General features: G+C 58.0%; 25 protein-coding genes. 16 read left to right on the plus strand and 9 right to left on the minus strand.

The window, feature by feature from the left end:
• Window positions 1–60: 60 nt before the first annotated feature.
• Window positions 61–1398: a FliI/YscN family ATPase gene (locus ACR0JE_RS13810; RefSeq protein WP_480864568.1), complete on the minus strand. Its 1338-nt coding sequence runs from the start codon at window positions 1396–1398 to the stop codon at window positions 61–63.
• A gap of 87 nt (window positions 1399–1485) precedes the next feature.
• Here ACR0JE_RS13810 and ACR0JE_RS13815 point away from each other — a divergent pair, with 87 nt between their 5' ends.
• Genes ACR0JE_RS13815 through ACR0JE_RS13855 form a run of 9 tightly spaced genes read left to right on the plus strand, consistent with a single transcriptional unit; the run spans window position 1486 to window position 6057 of the window.
• Entirely contained in the window at window positions 1486–1875 is a 390-nt protein-coding gene (locus ACR0JE_RS13815) for a FlgB family protein (RefSeq protein ID WP_480864569.1), read from the plus strand.
• Between the two features lie 12 nt (window positions 1876–1887).
• Window positions 1888–2274, plus strand: a complete 387-nt coding sequence (flgC, locus tag ACR0JE_RS13820; RefSeq protein ID WP_480864570.1) for a flagellar basal body rod protein FlgC — start codon at window positions 1888–1890, stop codon at window positions 2272–2274.
• Between the two features lie 12 nt (window positions 2275–2286).
• Complete coding sequence (fliE, locus tag ACR0JE_RS13825; RefSeq protein WP_480864571.1) at window positions 2287–2577, plus strand: flagellar hook-basal body complex protein FliE; 291 nt, start codon at window positions 2287–2289, stop codon at window positions 2575–2577.
• Between the two features lie 3 nt (window positions 2578–2580).
• Window positions 2581–2853, plus strand: coding sequence for a flagellar biosynthetic protein FliQ (locus ACR0JE_RS13830; RefSeq protein WP_480545203.1), 273 nt, complete (start codon window positions 2581–2583; stop codon window positions 2851–2853).
• Window positions 2853–3563 (plus strand): flagellar hook-basal body complex protein, encoded by a 711-nt coding sequence (locus ACR0JE_RS13835; RefSeq protein WP_480545202.1) that lies wholly within the window; start codon window positions 2853–2855, stop codon window positions 3561–3563. The genes ACR0JE_RS13830 and ACR0JE_RS13835 overlap by 1 nt, the downstream gene beginning before the upstream one ends.
• Window positions 3564–3584: 21 nt before the next feature.
• Window positions 3585–4370 (plus strand): flagellar basal-body rod protein FlgG, encoded by a 786-nt coding sequence (gene flgG / locus ACR0JE_RS13840; protein ID WP_480864572.1) that lies wholly within the window; start codon window positions 3585–3587, stop codon window positions 4368–4370.
• A complete protein-coding gene (gene flgA, locus ACR0JE_RS13845; RefSeq protein WP_480545200.1) occupies window positions 4370–4786 on the plus strand; it encodes a flagellar basal body P-ring formation chaperone FlgA in 417 nt (138 codons plus the stop codon). Before flgG ends, flgA begins: the two co-directional genes overlap by 1 nt.
• Window positions 4786–5517: a flagellar basal body L-ring protein FlgH gene (flgH, locus tag ACR0JE_RS13850; protein WP_480545199.1), complete on the plus strand. Its 732-nt coding sequence runs from the start codon at window positions 4786–4788 to the stop codon at window positions 5515–5517. Before flgA ends, flgH begins: the two co-directional genes overlap by 1 nt.
• 12 nt (window positions 5518–5529) lie before the next feature.
• Window positions 5530–6057 (plus strand): flagellar basal body-associated protein FliL, encoded by a 528-nt coding sequence (locus ACR0JE_RS13855; RefSeq protein ID WP_480864573.1) that lies wholly within the window; start codon window positions 5530–5532, stop codon window positions 6055–6057.
• A 34-nt stretch (window positions 6058–6091) separates the two neighbouring features.
• Here the strand turns inward: ACR0JE_RS13855 and ACR0JE_RS13860 are convergent, their stop codons facing one another.
• The 7 genes from ACR0JE_RS13860 to ACR0JE_RS13890 all read right to left on the minus strand — a co-directional run bounded on the left by ACR0JE_RS13860 (window position 6092) and on the right by ACR0JE_RS13890 (window position 12896).
• Window positions 6092–6478, minus strand: coding sequence for a hypothetical protein (locus ACR0JE_RS13860; protein WP_480864574.1), 387 nt, complete (start codon window positions 6476–6478; stop codon window positions 6092–6094).
• Window positions 6475–7563 (minus strand): flagellar type III secretion system protein FlhB, encoded by a 1089-nt coding sequence (flhB, locus tag ACR0JE_RS13865; protein ID WP_480864575.1) that lies wholly within the window; start codon window positions 7561–7563, stop codon window positions 6475–6477. Before flhB ends, ACR0JE_RS13860 begins: the two co-directional genes overlap by 4 nt.
• Window positions 7560–8330: a flagellar biosynthetic protein FliR gene (locus tag ACR0JE_RS13870; RefSeq protein ID WP_480864576.1), complete on the minus strand. Its 771-nt coding sequence runs from the start codon at window positions 8328–8330 to the stop codon at window positions 7560–7562. Before ACR0JE_RS13870 ends, flhB begins: the two co-directional genes overlap by 4 nt.
• The gene (gene flhA / locus ACR0JE_RS13875; RefSeq protein WP_480864645.1) at window positions 8327–10354 is read right to left on the minus strand and encodes a flagellar biosynthesis protein FlhA; all 2028 of its coding nucleotides are present in this window, start codon (window positions 10352–10354) and stop codon (window positions 8327–8329) included. Before flhA ends, ACR0JE_RS13870 begins: the two co-directional genes overlap by 4 nt.
• 69 nt (window positions 10355–10423) lie before the next feature.
• Window positions 10424–11122, minus strand: a complete 699-nt coding sequence (locus tag ACR0JE_RS13880) for a transglycosylase SLT domain-containing protein (RefSeq protein WP_480864577.1) — start codon at window positions 11120–11122, stop codon at window positions 10424–10426.
• A 73-nt stretch (window positions 11123–11195) separates the two neighbouring features.
• The gene (locus ACR0JE_RS13885) at window positions 11196–11624 is read right to left on the minus strand and encodes an Lrp/AsnC family transcriptional regulator (protein WP_170537162.1); all 429 of its coding nucleotides are present in this window, start codon (window positions 11622–11624) and stop codon (window positions 11196–11198) included.
• Between the two features lie 51 nt (window positions 11625–11675).
• Window positions 11676–12896 (minus strand): MFS transporter, encoded by a 1221-nt coding sequence (locus tag ACR0JE_RS13890; RefSeq protein ID WP_480864578.1) that lies wholly within the window; start codon window positions 12894–12896, stop codon window positions 11676–11678.
• A gap of 210 nt (window positions 12897–13106) precedes the next feature.
• Between ACR0JE_RS13890 and ACR0JE_RS13895 the strand changes: the two genes are divergently transcribed.
• From ACR0JE_RS13895 to ACR0JE_RS13925, 7 genes are all read left to right on the plus strand, one after another.
• Complete coding sequence (locus tag ACR0JE_RS13895) at window positions 13107–13721, plus strand: ribonuclease D (RefSeq protein WP_480545191.1); 615 nt, start codon at window positions 13107–13109, stop codon at window positions 13719–13721.
• Window positions 13718–14680, plus strand: coding sequence for a KpsF/GutQ family sugar-phosphate isomerase (locus ACR0JE_RS13900; protein ID WP_480864579.1), 963 nt, complete (start codon window positions 13718–13720; stop codon window positions 14678–14680). Before ACR0JE_RS13895 ends, ACR0JE_RS13900 begins: the two co-directional genes overlap by 4 nt.
• Before the next feature lie 12 nt (window positions 14681–14692).
• Entirely contained in the window at window positions 14693–15292 is a 600-nt protein-coding gene (locus tag ACR0JE_RS13905) for an LPS export ABC transporter periplasmic protein LptC (RefSeq protein ID WP_480864580.1), read from the plus strand.
• 3 nt (window positions 15293–15295) lie between these two features.
• A complete protein-coding gene (locus tag ACR0JE_RS13910) occupies window positions 15296–15787 on the plus strand; it encodes an LptA/OstA family protein (protein ID WP_480500585.1) in 492 nt (163 codons plus the stop codon).
• Window positions 15787–16545 carry an LPS export ABC transporter ATP-binding protein gene (lptB, locus tag ACR0JE_RS13915; RefSeq protein WP_170537150.1) on the plus strand — a complete coding sequence of 253 codons (759 nt, stop codon included), beginning with the start codon at window positions 15787–15789 and terminating at the stop codon, window positions 16543–16545. The genes ACR0JE_RS13910 and lptB overlap by 1 nt, the downstream gene beginning before the upstream one ends.
• 252 nt (window positions 16546–16797) lie before the next feature.
• Complete coding sequence (gene hpf, locus ACR0JE_RS13920; RefSeq protein WP_170537148.1) at window positions 16798–17361, plus strand: ribosome hibernation-promoting factor, HPF/YfiA family; 564 nt, start codon at window positions 16798–16800, stop codon at window positions 17359–17361.
• A 58-nt stretch (window positions 17362–17419) separates the two neighbouring features.
• Complete coding sequence (locus tag ACR0JE_RS13925; protein WP_480545187.1) at window positions 17420–17884, plus strand: PTS sugar transporter subunit IIA; 465 nt, start codon at window positions 17420–17422, stop codon at window positions 17882–17884.
• Between the two features lie 64 nt (window positions 17885–17948).
• Here ACR0JE_RS13925 and dalA read toward each other — a convergent pair whose 3' ends face one another.
• A complete protein-coding gene (dalA, locus tag ACR0JE_RS13930) occupies window positions 17949–18464 on the minus strand; it encodes a divisome-associated lipoprotein DalA (RefSeq protein WP_353012623.1) in 516 nt (171 codons plus the stop codon).
• Window positions 18465–18495: the final 31 nt, after the last annotated feature.

Here is an 18495-nt window from a genome sequence, read left to right on the forward strand (position 1 = left end):
AAGGCTTAGCAGCGCAGGTCTTAATGCCCGTTTAATACTTAAAACTGTTTGGATTTCGCCTTACATCGGCAAGCTGGTTGAGGCGCGGCGCAGAATCAGGGATAGGCGATTGAAGCTGTTTTCAATCCCTTCAGGATCGGCTTTCCCCAGGAAGTCATCCAACTCCTGATGCACTTTGACGGCTTGATCCAGAACCGGATCAGCACCTTCGGTATAAAGCCCTGCTTTGATCATCACTTCGGATTGTTCGTAGCTGCCGATCAGCTTGCGGGTTTCGGTGATCATCTGATTCTGGGCCTCGGTCGCCGCCGCTGGAAGGGATCGAGATACCGACCGGCTGAGATCAATCGCGGGAAAGCGACCACGTTCAGCGATGTCACGACTGAGCACGATGTGTCCGTCCAACACCCCGCGCAGAATGTCGGCGACGGGTTCGTCCATGTCTGATCCGGCGACTAGAACGCTGAAAACGGCGGTGATGTCGCCTTGCTCGGGCGTGCCGGGCCCGGCGCGTTCGCAGAGTTTTGAGATCAGGGGTGTAACCGAAGGAGGGAAACCGCGCAGCGAAGGAGCTTCACCCATCGCGACGGCAATCTCACGATGGGCCTCGGCAAAGCGAGTGACCGAATCGGCCAGCAACAATACGCTCAACCCTTGATCGCGCAAATATTCGGCCACCGACATGGCCGACCAGGCGCACCGCCGCCGCGCCAAGGCAGATTGATCTGACGTAGCTGCAATTACAACCGACCGTTTCATCGCCTCAGGGCCAAGGGCATGGGTGACAAACTCATTCACCTCGCGCCCGCGCTCACCCACCAAAGCAACCACGACCACATCGGCTTGCATCGACCGGGCCAAGGTGGCCAGCAGGGTCGATTTCCCGACGCCCGAACCCGCGAACAGACCAATGCGCTGCCCGCGTACGATGGGCAGCATGGTGTTGAGCGCGGCAAGACCGGTCGCCATCCGGTCCCCCAATGGCTTGCGGTCAACAGCGGGGGGTGGGGGGTGCATGATGTCGCGTTCCTGTGTACCACGCAACAGCGGTTTGCCGTCCAGCGGTTTACCGAACGGGTCGATCACACGACCCAGCCAATGCATCCCGGGCGCAAAACTCGGCGATGGGTTCAGAATCACCCTGTCCCCCAGGCTCACCCCATCGGCTGCGCCACCGGGCATCATATGAATGTGGTCTGCGCCCACGTGCAGTACCTCGCCACCCAAATCGGGCCCGGATCGGCGGTGCAAGGTCAGCAGATCGCCGATGCGCGCCTGATGGTTCAACCCACTGATTTCTATGGCACCTTTTGCCACACCAGATACCAGTCCGACATGACTTACCGTGGTCATCCGGTCGAATTCGCATTTCAGAAGCATCGGGTCAAGATCTGACATCGTGGGTTCTCCAACTGAGTTCTGAAAACTGTTTCTAAAGGAATCGGGGTTAAGCCTTGATTGAAATCGATCGAGGGAGAAGCCCCGATGTTCTATGACCTGAACGTCTTTAAGACAGCGCACGCTATGGCAACCCATGCCGGGCAACGGCAGGCTGTCATCGCGCGCAACATGGCCAATGCAGATACGCCGGGTTACCAGCCTCGCGATATCGAGGCCTTTAAATCAGCCTTCGAAAATACCGGTCTGCAAACTCAGATGATGGCCACACGGCAGGGGCATCTGAATGGCGGCGGACTGGCAGGGCACAGCTGGGCCGAGTTCGCAGCCGACCCAAGTGGTGATCCGAACGGTAACGGCGTGTCACTGGAAGAAGAGATGCTGAAAGCCGTCGACGTCAAGCGGCAGCACGATCGCGCGCTGGCAATCTATAAGTCCTCGATGAACATTCTGCGCACCAGTTTGGGCCGCGGATAAGAGGGGGGTGAGATGAGCGATTTTTCCCACTCCCTCTCCGCCTCGGCCAGCGCCTTACGAGCACAGGCGGCCCGACTGCGTCATGTGTCCGAGAATATCTCGAACGCGGATACGCCTGGGTACCGGCGCAAGACAGTGCCGTTTGAAACCGTACAGCAGGACGGCAAAGCCATGGTGCAGGCCGGACGCGTACAACTGGATCGCCGAGATCTGCAACGTGTGCACGACCCAAGCCATCCGATGGCGGATGAAAGCGGTCACTATCTGGGCTCGAATGTCGATCTGATGATTGAGATCGCTGACGCGCGCGAAGCGCAGCGCAGCTATGAGGCCAACCTCAAGATGTTCGATCAGACGCGCAAGATGTCGTCGTCGCTAATGGAATTACTCCGGAAATAAAGGAACGCCAGAATGGATATCCGATCCCTGACCGCCGCGCAGAACTATGCCGGTGCACGCCCCGCCACGCAGGCTGACCCCGATCACGGCGCGATGGCGCAGGGGATGCGCACGTCCTTTCAGGACTTTGCAGCCACGCTGAAACATAGTGAGCAGATGTCTCAGGCCGCAATGACAGGACAAGCGGACCCACATGCGCTGGTGCAGGCACTGGCGCAAACCGAACTGGCCGTCGAAACCGCCGTTATCGTGCGCAACAAGGTGGTTGAAGCTTATCAGGAAATCCTGCGGATGCCGGTCTGAGCGATGCTGAGCGAAGGTCTGTTCTATGACATCGTGCGTCAGGCGTTGTGGATCGCGGTGATCACCTCAATCCCCATTTTGGCCGTGGCGCTGGTGTCGGGTCTGGTCATTGGTCTGTTCCAAGCGCTTACCTCGGTTCAGGAAATGACCCTGACCTTTGTGCCCAAACTGATCGCCATTGTCGTCGTGTTCTGGATTTCCATGGGCTTCATGACCCAGACACTTGTCACCTTTTTTACGGGCACTCTGGTGCCGCTGATCGCCGGAGGTCGCTGATGGATACCGCCTATGTCACCTTATCCCGTCAATCCGGGCTGATGAATGAAATGCGGTTGGTGGCGAACAACATCGCCAATGCGAATACCACCGGCTACCGCCAGCAGGGGCTGGTGTTCTCGGAATTCATCCGCGATATGCCCAACGCGCCATCCCTGTCCATGAGCCGGGCCGAGGCGCGCAATACCTCCTTGCAGCAAGGGGTGTTGACCGAAACCGGAGGGCAGTTTGATTTCGCCATCGAGGGTGAGGGATTCTTCATGCTCGAAACGCCTGAAGGCAATCGCCTGACGCGGGCGGGCAGTTTCACACCAAATGCCCAAGGTGATCTGGTGGCCGCGGATGGTTCAGCCGTTTTGGACAGCAATGGATCACCAGTTTTCGTCCCGCCGGATGCGGCGACCATCGATGTCGGCGCGGATGGAACGCTCAGCGTGAATGGGCAGTTGCTGGGGCAGATCGGTATCTATCGGGTGGCCGATCCCACGACTTTGGTTCGTGAGGGCAACACGCGTTTTCGGCCTCAGGGCGATGTCGACCCCGTCGATGAGCCCGTTGTCCTGAATCGCTTTCTGGAAGGGTCCAACGTGAATGCGATCGAACAGGTCACGCGCATGATCGAGATTCAGCGCGCCTATGAGCTGGGCCAAAGCTTTCTGGAAACCGAGGATGCGCGCGTGCGCGGAGCCCTCGACGCGCTGATGCGCTGACCTGAACAAGGAGAAATTGATATGCGTGCTTTGAAAATCGCAGCCACAGGCATGACGGCGCAGCAGATGCGGGTCGAAACGATCTCGAACAACCTCGCCAACATGAACACCACCGGCTACAACGCCCGCCGCGCGGAATTTGCCGATCTGCACTATCAGCAGATGGCGCGCGCTGGCGCGGTCAATGCATCGGACGGAACGGTTCTGCCGACTGGCATTCAGTTGGGTTTGGGCGTCAGACCCGCTGCTGTCTCGGTGCAACTGGAGCAAGGCGCGATTTCGGCCACAGGCAGCGATCTGGACGTTGCTATCGAAGGGCGCGGCTATCTTGAAGTGACGCTGCCAAATGGGCAATCCGCCTTTACCCGCGACGGCAGCCTGAAGCGATCCGCCGAAGGGCTGATCGTCACGTCTGACGGGTTTGCCGTGGCGCCCGAGATCACGATCCCCGACGATGCGCGGTCGATCTCGATCAACGCATCCGGTGAAGTCTACGCCTATTTCGACGACACGCCCGAAGGGCAGCTGCTGGGCGAGTTTTCACTCGCCAGTTTCTCCAATGCCAAAGGGCTTGAGGCAATCGGAAGCAACCTGTTCAAGGAAACCGAAGCCTCGGGTGCACCAATCCAGGGTGTGCCTGGCGAGGATGGGCTTGGCACCTTGCGGCAGGGTTATCTGGAAGACAGCTCGGTCGATGCCGTGCGTGAGGTCACTGAACTGATCGAAGCGCAACGCGGGTATGAGATGAACGCCAAGGTCATCACCGCCGTCGATCAGATGATGAGCGCCACAACACAGGTGCGCTGATGAGGGGTCTTGGTCTGATCTTCCTGATCGCGGCGCCGATAACTGCACTTGCGGATATCGTGGTTCCGACCCGCACAATACGCGCGAAAGAGATCATCTCGGCCGCCGATCTGGAGTTGAAACACACTGACATGCCCGGCGCTGTAAGCGACCCTGCGGAGCTGATCGGGTTTGAAGCACGGGTCGCCCTGTATCCGGGCCGACCGGTGCGCGCAGCAGATGTCGGCCCACCGGCCATCGTGGATCGGAATGATCTGGTGGTCTTGGTCTTTAATCGGCAACCCCTGTCGATCAGCACTGAGGGGCGGGCCCTTGGGCGCGGCGCCGTGGGTGAGCGTATCCGGGTCATGAACCTGTCGTCCCGCACAACGGTCACTGGTCTGATCCGGCCCGATGGTCAAATCGAGGTGAAGTAATGTCTGGACTGTCTAAACCCCTTCTGCTGACGATTTTCGCGCTTTCGGCCTGTAGCCGTTTTGATCACTTGGGCAAACCGCCCAGCTTTACACCCAAAGACGACTCACCCGAGCAGGTGGCGATGCTGTGGCCTGGATTGCCTTTGCACACTCAAACCCAGCGCGCGGTGGATAGGTCGTCGCTCTGGAGTGGTGGTCAGCAATCCCTTCTGGGTGATCAAAGGGCGATCAAGAAAGGTGATATTCTGACGGTCGTCATTGAGCTGGACGAAGAGGCGGAATTCTCGAACAATACCAGCCGCTCGCGTTCGGGTTCGGAATCCCTTGAGGTTCCTAACCTGTTCGGCCTGCCTCAGCGCGCAGAAGACCACTTGCCCGAAGGGGTAACGTTGGAAGACGCGGTTGGGATTGAATCCGATTCCGCCAGTTCCGGCCGCGGATCGGTCCGGCGAAACGAGAAGCTGACCTTGCGGGTCGCCGCGACCGTGCTGGATGTGTTGCCAAACGGTGTTTTGTCGATATCGGGATCGCAGGAATTGCGCGTCAACTTTGAATTGCGAGAGCTTTTGGTGGCCGGCTATGTCCGCCCCCAAGATATCTCGCGCAAGAATGAGATCACCTATGACAAAATCGCGTCCGCGCGCGTGTCTTACGGTGGGCGTGGCCAGATCACCGATGTTCAACAACCGCGCCTGGGTCAGCAAGTGCTCGACTCGCTCTTGCCCTTCTGAGGATCGCAGATGATGAAGATCTTGCTTCCAGTCGTGTTTCTTGTCCTGGGTCTGGGCGCCGGAATTGGCGCCGGCGTGTTCTTGATGCCTGAAAAAGCACCCGAGGCGGTTTCCGAGGATAAAGAGGCTAAGGAAACGCCAGATAAAGGCCACAAGGCAGACAAAAACGATAAGAAAGAAGCGTCGAAAAAACCGTCGAAGGATGGTGACCCGGGTGGTTTTGAGTATCTAAAGCTGCCCAAACAGTTTGTTGTTCCTGTGGTCAAGGATGACCAGATCACGGCGATGGTAACGATGTCTCTCAGCATTGAGGCTGATCCGGCTATCACCGAAACATTTTATGCCATGGAGCCCAAGCTGAGGGACAGGTTTTTGCAGGTGCTTTTTGATCATGCCAATACCGGCGGCTTTGATGGGATATTCACCGAGTCAGACAATCTGACCGTTTTGCGCAAAGCGCTGCTCGAGGTCGCGCGCAAGGATTTGGGGTCGGATGTTTTTCAGGTGTTGATCATGAGCGTGAACCGGCAAGATAGTTGAACTCGCTACGGCCTGACCGGTTGCAGTCAGGCTATCAAGGACTCGAATGCGTCTTATCTTTTGCTTTTTGCTGCGCATTTCGCATGGTCTTGGATACAGACGCGATGGCCTGCTGGCGCCCAAAGGCAGTTCGAAGCTGTTCCATAGCGGCCTGTTTCTGAGCACGCACGCGTGCCAGCTCCATGTTTAACTGGCGTCGCGTCGCAGATTCCCAGGCGTTCCAAAGGATATCTGTTCCCGTAACACGGTAGCCTTCGGTCCCTGCGCTGTCCTGTCGTGTCTGTGCCACCTGATGGTCCAACCAAACCAACTGCTTCTGTACCTGTGCTTCTGCTTCGATCACCGGGCGCAGAGCCTGATGTTGCTTCTGGAACATCGCATCGGTTGCCATTTGCAGGGCCGAGAGTTTTTTCAGTTTCACCGGATCTGACCTTTCGCCCGTTTGCGCATTGCTTCGGCAAATCGGATCGCAGCCGCGACGGGGCGGTAGTGTTCCTCTGGAATTTCCTGGCCGATCTCCACCGTTGCATGCAGGGCACGGGCTGTCGGTGGATCTGAATGTATGGGAACGCCTGTCTCACTGGCGGCGGATCTGATTGCAGCTGCAACCTCATCCACGCCTTTGGCCACGCAAACGGGCGCGGAACCCGGTATGCGCGACCATTTGAGGGCCACGGCGAAATGTGTCGGGTTGACAATGATGACATCTGCTGAGGGCACGTCGGACATCATCTGGTTGGTTGCAATTTCCTGAGCACGCTGACGCCGCTGCTGTTTCACATGCGGATCACCTTCGGCGTCTTTGGTTTCGTCTTGAATCTCTTTGCGGGACATCCGGTTTTTGCGCATATGCTCGGCATATTGCCAAATGTAGTCGATGACGCCGATGGCCAGCGCGATGGCGATCACGATGAATAGAAACCGAAACAGTAGGTTCATCATCAACAGGATCGATGATTTCGCAGGCGCTGCGCTGGCGGAAACAATCTCGGTCAGGTTCGCCTTCAGGAACAAGGCCAGGCAGGTGCCGTAGATCAGCAGTTTTGAGAAGCTTTTGGCAAATTCGAACAACCCGCCGCGCCCGAACTTGTTCTTTGCATTCGAAACGATCGAAATGCGCGAAATCTTAGGTTTCAGCTTGGTCGGCGCAAAGATCAGTGCGCGCTGGGCGATCAGGCATAGCAGGACAGCTGCCGCAGGGATCGCAAAATGCAGGGATACAGGAACTAATGCGCCTCGCAATAGTCCGGCGACCGGTGCGGTGGCTGGCCCGGTCGTCAACAGCTGAGCCAGCGTGTCCGATTGATCAATCATCACCATAAACAACGTGCCCAGATGCTGGGCCGTGTACTGGCCGGCGGCCAACAGCGCGATGATCAGGCCTGTATAGCCTGCGACCACGGAGAGGTCGCTGGATTTTGCCACCTCTCCTTTTTCGCGTGCTTTTTGCAGCTTCTGCGGGGTGGGCTCAAATGACTTGTCGCTGTCATCATCTGATGCGCTCATGGTGCACCCCCCGCCGGGTTGATCAGAAAACCGTTCAAGGCGTTAGACCAGACGGACAGGATCAGCGGCGCACCGGCAAAGAGCAGAAACAGGCCCGCGAATGTGATCGCAGGCGCCCCGACAAAGGCGACCATAAGCTGCGGCATCGCGCGGTTGATAACGCCCAGAGCCAGGTTGTAGATCAACGAGGCGATCACGAATGGGGCCGCCAAGGCAAAGGCCAGACTGAAACTGGACGAGATCTGAGCGACCCCCCATCGCGACAGGTCCGAAGGGGCGGGAAGACTGCCCATCGGGAACATGGCGTAGCTTTGGATCAAGAACTGGGCAGCGCGGATATGCAGCCCCAGAATGACCGCCAGGGTCAGCCCGGCCAGCATCAGAAAGTACCCCATCGCTGGAAGAGGGTCAGCCGCGCCACCCAGCAATTGCGACAGCGATGTGGATTGCGCGGCGATGGCTCCTGCGGTTTGTAAGGCCAGAACAAACAGGCGCAGCCCGATACCGAGGACCATTCCGACCAGAACCTCCGTCCCCACAAGGCGCACCATGGGCAGAAAACCGGGTGCAAGGTCTGGTGGCCGAACGGCGGGTAAGATGATCAGTGTGAAGGCAATCGAAATGCCCAGCTTCACACGCACTGGAATGCTGCGTTCTCCGAAAGCGGGCAGCAGAGATACAAAGGCAGAAACCCGCAGAAAGACTGCAAACAAATGCCATAGATTTTGGCCGATCTGCCCTAACAGCTCTGGTGGTAAGGCGATCATGCAGGAATGGTTCCGACCAGGGACGGGCGTGCCTCCAGCCCGATCTCTTCAAACGACAGAACCGGGTTTGCGATGCCCCGCGCCTGCACGATCGTGCGCAGTAACCGGCGGCGCCGGGTCGAGGTTACGACAGCCGGAAACAGCCCGCTATCTGCGGATTTTGCTACGCTGCTGACCACGCCATCGGCCAGTTTGTTGAACAGATTGGGGGGTAGCGCCACGTCTAGCGCGGCATTGGGTGCGTCGATCTGATAGCTGGCGAACGTATCCTCCCACTCCGGCGCAAGCTGGATCAGGGGGATCGATCCGTCTTCGCGCTTCATTTCGGCGACCAGCTGGAAGCCAAGCCGCTGGCGGACAATCTCGCAAATCCCCTCGGGTTGGGTGGTGGTCAGCCGTGCCTCGGCCACGCTTTCCAGGATCAGGGCCATGTTGCGGATCGAGACGCGTTCGTCCAGCAACAGGCGCAGCACAGCGTGCAGCGTGTCGATCGGCACCTTGTCCGGGATCAGTTCGTCCAGCAGTTTCTTATTGGCCTCGGCCCGAACCGGATCGCTCAGCCGGGTCATTTCAGAGAGCAGACGCCGCAGCGATTTCAGCGTCAACAGGCGCGAGAAGTTCTGTTTGATGATCTCCAGCAGATGGGTCGCCAGAATCTCGGGCGGTGAGACGATGGTGGCGCCACTTAGCGCGGCGTCCTCCTGATCTTTGGGCAGAATCCAACGCGCAGGTGCGCCATAGACAGGTTCGGTCACGTCATTGCCGTCGGGCAGCAGGTCAAACCCGTCCTGTACCAGCGCCAGAACCAGATCGGGGTTCAACACGCCACGGGCCTGTTCTACGCCCTGCACCTTGATCACATAAGTACCCTTAGGCAACTCGGCGCGGTCGGTCAGGCGAATTTCGGGTAGGATCAAGCCAAAGGTCGAGGCAACATAGGTTCGCATATTGGCGATCCGTGCATCCAACCCAGTGCCTTGGTTCAGCACCATGCTGACAAGATCGGGCGCAAATTCCAGATGGACATCGTCGAGGTCCAGAATATCCCCGATGGCTTGCGATACCGGTGCGTCTGCCTCGTTTGATTGAGGTTCTGGCACAAGTGCCGCTGCCTTCTGGCTGCGATGCACGTGATACGCAGTATAGCCCAGCACGCCCGCGCCCAGGATAAACGGCAAAAACGGCAGGCCCGGCACCAGGGCAAACAGAACCATCAGCACTGCCACGGTAGCGAGTGCTGCGGGATGCTTGCCCAGTTGTGAGAAAATCGCGTTGTCGGTGGCCCCTTGGGTGCCCCCGCGTGCTAACAAAAGGGCAGAGGCGATTGAGATGATCACAGCCGGGATTTGCGATACCAGACCGTCGCCCACGGTCAAAATGGCGTAGGTCTCGAATGCCGAAGCGACCGGCATTCCATGCACGATCACGCCCATCACCAGCCCCATGACAAGGTTGAGAAGCGTGATCAGAAGCCCGGCAACCGCATCCCCTTTGACGAATTTTGAGGCTCCATCAAGCGAGCCGAAAAAGGTGGTTTCCTGCTGCTCGCGCTCACGCCTTTCTTTGGCTTGCTGGTGATCGATGGCCCCAGCGGACATATCGCTGTCGATGGCCAGCTGTTTGCCGGGCATCCCATCCAGCGCAAAGCGGGCCCCAACCTCGGCCATGCGGGCGGCGCCCTTGGTGATGACCATGAAATTCACGATCAGCAGGACGCCGAACACCACGAGGCCCAGAAAGATGCTACCGCCCATCACGAAATTGGCAAAGCCTTCTATCACGCCCCCGGCGGCGTTGGGCCCGGTATGGCCCTGACCGATGATCAGCTTAGTCGAGGACACGTTCAACGACAGTCGCAGCATCAATGAGGCTAGCAGGATCGTCGGGAAGGACGAAAAATCCAGCGGGCGTTCAATGAACAGGGTCAGCGTAAAGATCAGAATGGCCAGCGCGAAAGACGCAGCCAGCCCCACATCCAGCACCCAGGCGGGCATGGGCAGGATCATCATCACAATGATGGTCATCAGCGCCAGCGCCAGCAAAACGGTGGGCGAGAACAGGGATCGGGCGTCGATCTTGGGCAAGCTGAACTCCTAGTTGAAGGCGATGAAGGCTGTGGCGGATGTGCCGCTGGGAACCAGTGATCCCAGCATTCCTTGCCCGGATTGTGCGGGTTGAAGCGGGATCAGCGGGGCGGCAGCGCCCGTGAATGGATCACGTGACATCGCTGTAGTTCGTGATGCGGCTGCGGTATCCAGCTGAGCCAACACGGTCTGGAACCGGTCTTTATAGGCACGGGCCAGTTCGGGTGTGCGCGAATGATACGCCCCTGCAGCGGCAGGCCAGGAGCCCAGCTCGGCATACAGCTCCTTCAGAAATCGTGCGGCATAAAGGGCGTTTTCATCCGGGTCGAACATCGCGTCGATGGAGCGGAAAGCGGTGCCGTGCCAACGATAGTTGAGCTGGAAACACCCGACGTCAAAGCTGCGTTTGCCTGCTTTGAATACGCTAAACACATAAGATTTGGCTTCGATCTCGGTGTCGAACCAAACCCCTTGCCCCTCGACATTGATGGTCCAGGGCCAAGGGGTGTAGTGGCCGCCAAAGCTGCGACCGGTTTCAACTCGCGTGATCGCGCGCAGCACCTCCAGCGGCACATCTTCAGTCACTGACGCCCTACGTGCCGCCTGATCGCAGATATCGCCGGTGCGCGCATCGGGCAGGGCAAAACCCGCCTGTGCGGTCAGCACCTGCGAGAATAGAAGGGAAAACAAAAACAAGCGCGTTGGCATTCTGCCGGTCCGGGATTCTGATCTGTCCCGGCCAAGCTAGCCAATCATTGGTTTACAGGCGGTTATCGGCAATTCATTTCCGGTCAATGCGCCGACCGAACACCACGCTTGTATTGGTGCGCAACACGCCGGGGATTTTGGCCAGATCATCGACCAGAATATCCAGATCTTCGATTCGGGGGGCTTCGGCCGACAGCAGCAGGTCGAACTCGCCATTGATGGACAGGCAGCGCTTGACCTCGGGGTAGGTTTCCAACCGTTTGATGATACGAGTGGTTTCCTTTTGCTGCACCTCAAGCAGCACGACCACCTGCACCCGAGGCGCGTCATCGGCGGTGTTCAATACAACGGAATAGCCCGCAATCACGCCGCGTTCTTCCATGCGTTTAATCCGCTCGTGCACTGTGGTGCGGGCTAAGCCCAGCTTTGCTGCGATGGTCGTGGTTGTGTCACGGGCGTTGTGTTGAAGGGCCGCGATGATGCGGCGGTCAATCTGATCCATGAGATCTCCGGCATGGGGTCGCATTGGTGTAAAGCAAGTTGGCACCGTGGCTCAAGGCTTCTGCATCGTCTGGGGGCGTTCGGAGCGTGGCCAGATCCATAGGGCGGTGACCAGGCCAAGACTGGCAGCGCTGGCCATGCCAGCCAGAGCGATTGTTGCCCCAAACCGAGTCATCAGCCAACCAGCTAGCGGGTACAGAACCAGCCAACAGGCGTGCGATAGCGTGAATTGGGCGGCGAAGGCGGCGGGGCGATCCTCGGGACTGGCCGAACGGGTCAGCAAGCGGCCTGAGGGGGTCATGGACATGGAATACCCTAAGCCAGACAACACCCAAAGCCCGGTCAACATGGGCAGCGTCACGATTGTGGAGCTTGATACAAAAGCTGCGAGCAGCATCGTGGTCGTGCCAATTGTGGCGCCAGTCAACATGACCCGTCGATCCGGCACCCGATCCAACAAGGGTGGTAACAGAAACGCTGCGATCATCGATCCTCCGCCGAATCCTGCTAGCGCAATGGCCACGGCACTTTCCGACAGGCCCAGATCGGATCGCACCAGGACCACCGTATTCACGATGACCATCGAACTGATCGCCGCAGCGCACCAACTGAGCGCCAGCAGACCGCGCAGGCGGGGTGTCGCCAGATAGAGGCGGATACCGCGTGAGGTCCGATCATAAATGCCTTTGTGCCCCGATGGTTTGGGTGATGGCAGGATAACCGAGACCACCAGAAGGGCCGAGGCGATAAAGCCAAGGCTTGTGCCCAGAAACAGAGTGTTGAAGCTGACAAACAGCAGCAATAGCGCTGCCAAAATCGGGCTCAGCAGGCTTTCAAGGTCATAAGCCAAGCGCGACAGAGACAGAGCACGGGTATAGTCGTGCTCATCCGTCAGGACATCGGGGATTGTGGCCTGAAAAGCCGGGGTGAATCCTGCCGAGGCCGATTGCAGCACAAAGATCAGGACAAAGACCTGCCAGATATCCGTGACAAAGGGCAGGCAGAGGGCAACAGCTGCGCGAACAAGGTCGAGAACCACCAGCAGTTTGCGCCGATCAAGCTGTTCGGCAAAGGCTGCCGCAAGCGGGGCGATGGTCACATAAGCGATCATCTTGATGGTCAGCGCCGTGCCCAGCACAAGCCCCGCGGCCTCGCCCGCCAGATCATAGGCCAGAAGGCCAAGCGCTATTGTTGCCAACCCCGTTCCCGTCAGGGCAACGACCTGCGCCGCCAGCAGATGGCGATAGGTCCGGTTGTGCAGGACGCTGAGCATAGGTCAGACATGCTCCGTAAGGAATGCGAGCGTCAATGGCCACTATCGTGTTCGGACAGGATACGACCACCGGGGATATTGGCTATTATGTGCCACTATCCAACAATTTAGGCGGATAACAAGACGCTTTGACCTTACAAGCCGGACGGCGTTGAGTTTGACGACCAAACCGCCTATCTCGGGGTGCGAGACCGCACAAAGGACAAATCCGTGGCGAACCATCTGTACAACAACGACCTGCCAGACGGGCTGGACCTGGGGCCTGTCGTGGCCATCGACTGTGAAACCATGGGGCTGAACCCGCATCGGGACCGCCTATGCGTGATTCAGATGTCCGGAGGGGACGGCAACAGCCACATCATTCAAGTTGAAAAGGGGCAGACCGAGGCTCCGAACCTGTGCGCCATGCTGGAGAATCCTAATGTGTTGAAACTGTTCCACTTTGGCCGGTTCGATATCGCGGCGATGTATCATGCGTTTGGGGCGCTGGCGGCTCCGGTCTACTGCACCAAAATCGCCAGCCGTCTGGTGCGCACCTATACCGACCGTCATGGGCTCAAGAACCTCTGTCAGGAGCTGATCGGCGTAGACATCTCGAAACAACAGCAGATGAGCGATTGGGGCGCGGAAACCCTGACCGAGGCGCAGTTGGATTATGCCGCGTCCGACGTTCTGTATCTGCATCAACTGCGCGACGCTTTGGACGGGCGTCTGGCCCGCGAAGGTCGGACCGAGATGGCGCAGGCCTGTTTTGATTTCCTGCCCATGCGTGCGAAACTTGACCTCGCAGGCTGGCCCGAAACGGATATTTTTGCGCACTCATGACCGATACCGAAGCATTCCTGAAGACAGCCCGCCAGGTTGTCACCGACGAGGCCCGCGCACTGGATGTGCTGGCCGACAGTCTGGACGCGCATTTTGCCGAAGCGATCCAGATGATCCTAAAGGCCACGGGCCGTCTGATTGTCAGCGGGATCGGTAAATCCGGACATATCGGTCACAAGATCGCAGCAACTCTGGCCAGCACGGGCACGCCTGCCTATTTCGTGCATCCAGCTGAGGCGAGCCATGGCGATCTGGGCATGGTGTCGAAAGGCGATGTGGTTCTGGCGATCTCCAACTCTGGCGAAGCGCCGGAATTGGCCAACCTGTTGGCCTTTACCCGTCGGTTTGGCATTCCACTGATTGGTCTGTCCAGCAAGCCTGAGAGCTCATTGATGAAACAGGCGGATGTGCATTTGCTGATCCCGTCAATGGGTGAGGCCTGCGGGTTCGGTATGGTGCCTTCGATCTCGACGACATTGACCCTGGCCATGGGCGATGCGCTGGCGATTGCGTTGATGAAGTACCGGGATTTCAAGCCCGAGAACTTTCGCGACTTTCATCCCGGCGGCAAGCTGGGCGCGCAGCTGAGCAAGGTGCGGGACCTAATGCATACGGATATGCCGGTTGTGACCTCAGATACTCCGATGAGTGATGCCCTGCTTGTCATGAGCCAAAAAAGCTTTGGTGTTGTGGGGGTCACTGACGAGGCTGGCCGCCTGTTGGGCATCGTCACGGATGGTGACTTGCGTCGGAACATGGATGGTTTGCTGGAAAAATCCACCCAAGAGGTGATGACCCGCGACCCGATGACGATCGCGCCCAATGCCTTGGCTGAAGAAGCGGTGGCCATCATGAATGAACGCAAAATCACCTCACTTTTCGTGGTTGATCCTGACGCAGATGGGCAGGCGCAGGGGCTGCTGCATATTCACGACTGTCTGCGCGTCGGTCTGGGTTAAGGAGAGGCTGAGGTGGACCGCTATTCCCGCATGGTACAGTTCCTGAAGGTTCTGTTGCCGCTTGCGGCGATTTTGATGCTGTCCACCGTATTCCTTCTGTCGCGCAGCATCGAAACCAATGTCTCGGGTCCGTTTACGCAGCAGGACATCGATGCGCGTCTGGCCGAACAAGTGGTCACGCAACCAGATTATCGCGGTACTACCCGCAAGGGCGAAGACGTGCAGATCGGCGCTACAAAGGCAACGCAAGGCACCGAAGGGTCAGTGCCGACAGCCTCAGAGTTTCGTGGCCGGTTTGGGTTGTTAAGCGGCGGCGCAATCACGCTGGATTCGAATTCAGGAATGATCCGCCCCGACAAAGGCACAGCGACCTTTGTGGGGGATGTGGTGATCAGGACGGCAGATGGGATCGAAGTCACCACCGATTTGCTAAACACCGCATTGGATGAAATCCGGGGCGATACGCCCGGTCAGGTCAATGGAACTGGCCCCATAGGTGATTTTTCGGCGGGTCGTATGACCTTCGGTGCGGAAAAAAAGGACGGCCCGGTCCATATTCTTTTTACAGACGGCGTGAAGCTGGTGTATGAGCCTCAGAAAGCAGAAAGATAACCTGTGTTTGATTTTCGTTTCGTCCTTTTAAGTTTTGCGCTTGTAACAGGTGCTGTTTCTGCAACTGCGCAGCAGGCGCAGGTGGCTTTTGGGGCGACGCGCGCGGACCCGACCCTGCCGGTCGAGGTGACCTCGGAAACTCTGAATGTGAATCAACAGGACGGCTCGGCCGAGTTTGTCGGCAATGTGGTTGTCGTGCAGGGTGAAATGCGGCTGACGGCCGAGCGTGTTCTGGTGATCTACAACCAGGAACGATCCGCCATTGATCGTCTGGAAGCGACCGAGAACGTGGTTCTTGTCAGCCCACCCGACGCTGCCGAAGGCGATTGGGCCGAATACACCATCGACAGCGGTGTGATCGTAATGCGGGGCAATGTGCTGCTGACCCAGGGCCCCAGCGTGATCAGCGGCGATCAGATGAATGCAAACCTGACCACAGGCACCGCAACCATGACCGGCCGGGTCAAAACGATCCTGCAGCAGGGGAACAACTGATGGCGCGTCCCCAACTGTCGGTCGCCGAAGGCAATTCCGGGCTTCGGATTGAAAAGCTGCGTAAATCCTACCGGAAAAAAACCGTTATCCGCGATGTGTCGATGACGCTTGACCGGTCCGAAGTTGTCGCGTTGTTGGGCCCAAATGGGTCAGGCAAAACCACGACATTCTATTCTGTGGCCGGGCTGGTCTTTCCCGAAGCAGGCACAGTGACGATTGACGGTCAGAATGTGACCACATTGCCGATGTATCGTCGTGCCCGTATGGGGATCGGATATCTGCCGCAAGAGATGTCGATTTTCCGCGGCATGAGTGTCGAGGACAACATCGCCTCGGTTCTCGATATCACTGTCAACCATGCGCACCGCCGCAAAGAGCGGCTGGAAGAACTGCTTTCAGATTTTTCCATCGAACATCTGCGCCGTGCGCCAGCGCTGGCCTTGTCCGGCGGCGAGCGGCGCCGGGTTGAGATCGCGCGCTGTCTGGCGGCTGATCCGAAGTATCTGCTGTTGGACGAACCCTTTGCAGGTGTGGACCCGATCAGTGTGGGCGATATTCGCCATCTGGTCGCGGATTTGAAAAAGCGAGGGATTGGGGTTTTGATCACCGATCACAACGTCCGTGAAACACTGGAAATCGTTGATCGCGCCTATATCCTGCATGACGGTCAGGTTCTGATGTCCGGCACGCCGGGTGAAGTGGTGGAAAACGAAAACGTGCGCCGCGTCTATCTGGGCGAAAACTTCCGAATTTCATAGGCTTGCGCGGAAATGCGCCGGGCGCATGGCGGAAATCGCGTATATACGCTCTTGTTTTGATTGACTCTTCCGCCGCCTCTTGGCTCAATTGGGCCATGGCATTTATTCGGTTCCAGACTGGATCTCGATGTCCCTTCCCCGAAGGGTCGGGTCAACAGCAACCGATCAGAATGTCGATACCCCCCACCCGATAAAAACAAGTACGTTGCGCGACGCAACGTCAAAATGGGTGTGAATTGTGAAGGAGATCACATGCGTTACCAAATCAGCGGAAAACAGATCGACATCGGCGCGGCCCTGCAAAACCACGTGCAGACCGAGCTGGGCGAGGTCGTTGGCAAATATGCCCAGCGTCCAACTGACGCCAACGTCGTCTTTTCCCGTTCAGCGCATGAATATGTTTGCGAAACCACTGTCCACTTGTCGACGGGCCTGACGGCGCAGGCCAAAGCCCATGCGACCGAGATCTACGCAGCGTTCGAGGGGTGCTGCGACAAGATGGAAACACAATTGCGCCGTTATAAGCGCCGTCTGAAAGACCATCACAAAGATCGGTCCGAGCCGGTTGAACTCTTTGGAGCGTCCTCTTATATCCTCGCCTCTGACGAATCGGACACGGCAGATGAACCCGAATCGCTGCAGCCCATGATTGTGGCTGAGATGGAAACAAAGATCCCATCGCTCAGCGTCGGTGAGGCCGTTATGCAAATGGAACTTGCTGGCGCCCCGGTGCTGGTGTTCAGAAATGAAAACAAGGATGGATTGAATGTCGTGTATCGTCGGGACGACGGTAACATCGGCTGGATCGATCCTTAACAGGCAAGATTGAAAAGGCGGGGCCCCGCATTTGCCGGGCCCGCTACGGAGCATGATCATGGAGCTTTCGAGCATTCTGAAGCCCGAAGCAGTACGTGTTTTGTCAGCAGCTTCCAGCAAGAAGCGGCTGTTTCAGGAAATCGGTGAGGTCGCCTCGGCAACGCTGGGTCTTGAGGCCCAGTCAATCGTTGATTGCCTGCTGGAGCGTGAAAGCCTTGGCCCAACAGGTGTTGGCCATGGCGTGGCTTTGCCGCATGCGCGCCTGCCCGATATAGCTGGCGTATCCGGCGTATTTGTAATGCTGGAAAAACCAATCGATTTTGGATCGGTTGATCGTCAACCGGTGGACATCGCCTTTTCCTTGTTCGCCCCCGAAGAGGCGGGCGCAGATCATCTGAAGGCGTTGGCCCTTGTGTCGCGTACGCTGCGTGACAGTTCGGTCTGTGCAAAGCTGCGCGCCAACCCTGATCCGGTCAAGCTTTATGCTATTTTGACCGAAGCACAGTCGATGCAAGCTGCTTAAAGACCTGATGAAAATATGAAGCCCCCGAAATTCGGGGGCTTTTCTTGTTTATGGTATTCGCGGATCAGCCGCCGGTACCCATTTCCAGCGTCCACCAGATTTTCCCGCCATTTTCCTGATGCCAGGCAAAACCCATCTGGGTCGCCTTGGGGTCCATGATCACCGCGCGTGGGCCGGATTCCTGCATCCAGGCAGCAAGGGTTTCGGTTTCGGTTTCGTAGGTTTCCGAGATCGCTTCGCCCAGGAACGTCCCGAAATATCCAACCCGAGCGGCGCGGTCGATGGGTGATGAGCCATCCGACCCAAAGTGCCAAGGGCGATTCTGCCGAGCCATATCCTTAGAGTGGGTCGCCGCAGCCGCATTCAGCTGTGCGTTCAGCTGAACGGCCTGTAACCCTTGAGCCTGGCGCAGCGCGTTGACCGAATCCAGCATCCGGAATTGCAGCTTTTCGGGGTTGCCGCGAATTTTATACACCGTGGGCAAGGGGCGGCCATCGGCACCCAGAGTTGTGGACTGTGGGGTGGTACATGCCGCCAGCGCGACAAAGCAAAGCAAGAGTAGAGAAACGATACGCGTCATGATCGACCTGATGTTTGTGTCGTTAACGGGC

It is taken from the genome of Ruegeria sp. H3 (assembly GCF_056533095.1).

Coding starts and splice junctions, on each gene's coding strand:
- ACR0JE_RS13900 (WP_480864579.1), top strand. CDS start 13,718: ATGACCGATACCGAAGCATTCCTGAAGACAGCCCGCCAGGTTGTCACC.
- lptB (WP_170537150.1), top strand. CDS start 15,787: ATGGCGCGTCCCCAACTGTCGGTCGCCGAAGGCAATTCCGGGCTTCGG.
- fliE (WP_480864571.1), top strand. CDS start 2,287: ATGGATATCCGATCCCTGACCGCCGCGCAGAACTATGCCGGTGCACGC.
- ACR0JE_RS13880 (WP_480864577.1), bottom strand. CDS start 11,122: ATGCCAACGCGCTTGTTTTTGTTTTCCCTTCTATTCTCGCAGGTGCTG.
- ACR0JE_RS13855 (WP_480864573.1), top strand. CDS start 5,530: ATGAAGATCTTGCTTCCAGTCGTGTTTCTTGTCCTGGGTCTGGGCGCC.
- flgC (WP_480864570.1), top strand. CDS start 1,888: ATGAGCGATTTTTCCCACTCCCTCTCCGCCTCGGCCAGCGCCTTACGA.
- ACR0JE_RS13835 (WP_480545202.1), top strand. CDS start 2,853: ATGGATACCGCCTATGTCACCTTATCCCGTCAATCCGGGCTGATGAAT.
- flhA (WP_480864645.1), bottom strand. CDS start 10,354: ATGACCATCATTGTGATGATGATCCTGCCCATGCCCGCCTGGGTGCTG.
- ACR0JE_RS13870 (WP_480864576.1), bottom strand. CDS start 8,330: ATGATCGCCTTACCACCAGAGCTGTTAGGGCAGATCGGCCAAAATCTA.
- ACR0JE_RS13810 (WP_480864568.1), bottom strand. CDS start 1,398: ATGTCAGATCTTGACCCGATGCTTCTGAAATGCGAATTCGACCGGATG.
- flgH (WP_480545199.1), top strand. CDS start 4,786: ATGTCTGGACTGTCTAAACCCCTTCTGCTGACGATTTTCGCGCTTTCG.
- flhB (WP_480864575.1), bottom strand. CDS start 7,563: ATGAGCGCATCAGATGATGACAGCGACAAGTCATTTGAGCCCACCCCG.
- ACR0JE_RS13925 (WP_480545187.1), top strand. CDS start 17,420: ATGGAGCTTTCGAGCATTCTGAAGCCCGAAGCAGTACGTGTTTTGTCA.
- hpf (WP_170537148.1), top strand. CDS start 16,798: ATGCGTTACCAAATCAGCGGAAAACAGATCGACATCGGCGCGGCCCTG.
- dalA (WP_353012623.1), bottom strand. CDS start 18,464: ATGACGCGTATCGTTTCTCTACTCTTGCTTTGCTTTGTCGCGCTGGCG.
- flgA (WP_480545200.1), top strand. CDS start 4,370: ATGAGGGGTCTTGGTCTGATCTTCCTGATCGCGGCGCCGATAACTGCA.
- ACR0JE_RS13890 (WP_480864578.1), bottom strand. CDS start 12,896: ATGCTCAGCGTCCTGCACAACCGGACCTATCGCCATCTGCTGGCGGCG.
- flgG (WP_480864572.1), top strand. CDS start 3,585: ATGCGTGCTTTGAAAATCGCAGCCACAGGCATGACGGCGCAGCAGATG.
- ACR0JE_RS13830 (WP_480545203.1), top strand. CDS start 2,581: ATGCTGAGCGAAGGTCTGTTCTATGACATCGTGCGTCAGGCGTTGTGG.
- ACR0JE_RS13885 (WP_170537162.1), bottom strand. CDS start 11,624: ATGGATCAGATTGACCGCCGCATCATCGCGGCCCTTCAACACAACGCC.
- ACR0JE_RS13815 (WP_480864569.1), top strand. CDS start 1,486: ATGTTCTATGACCTGAACGTCTTTAAGACAGCGCACGCTATGGCAACC.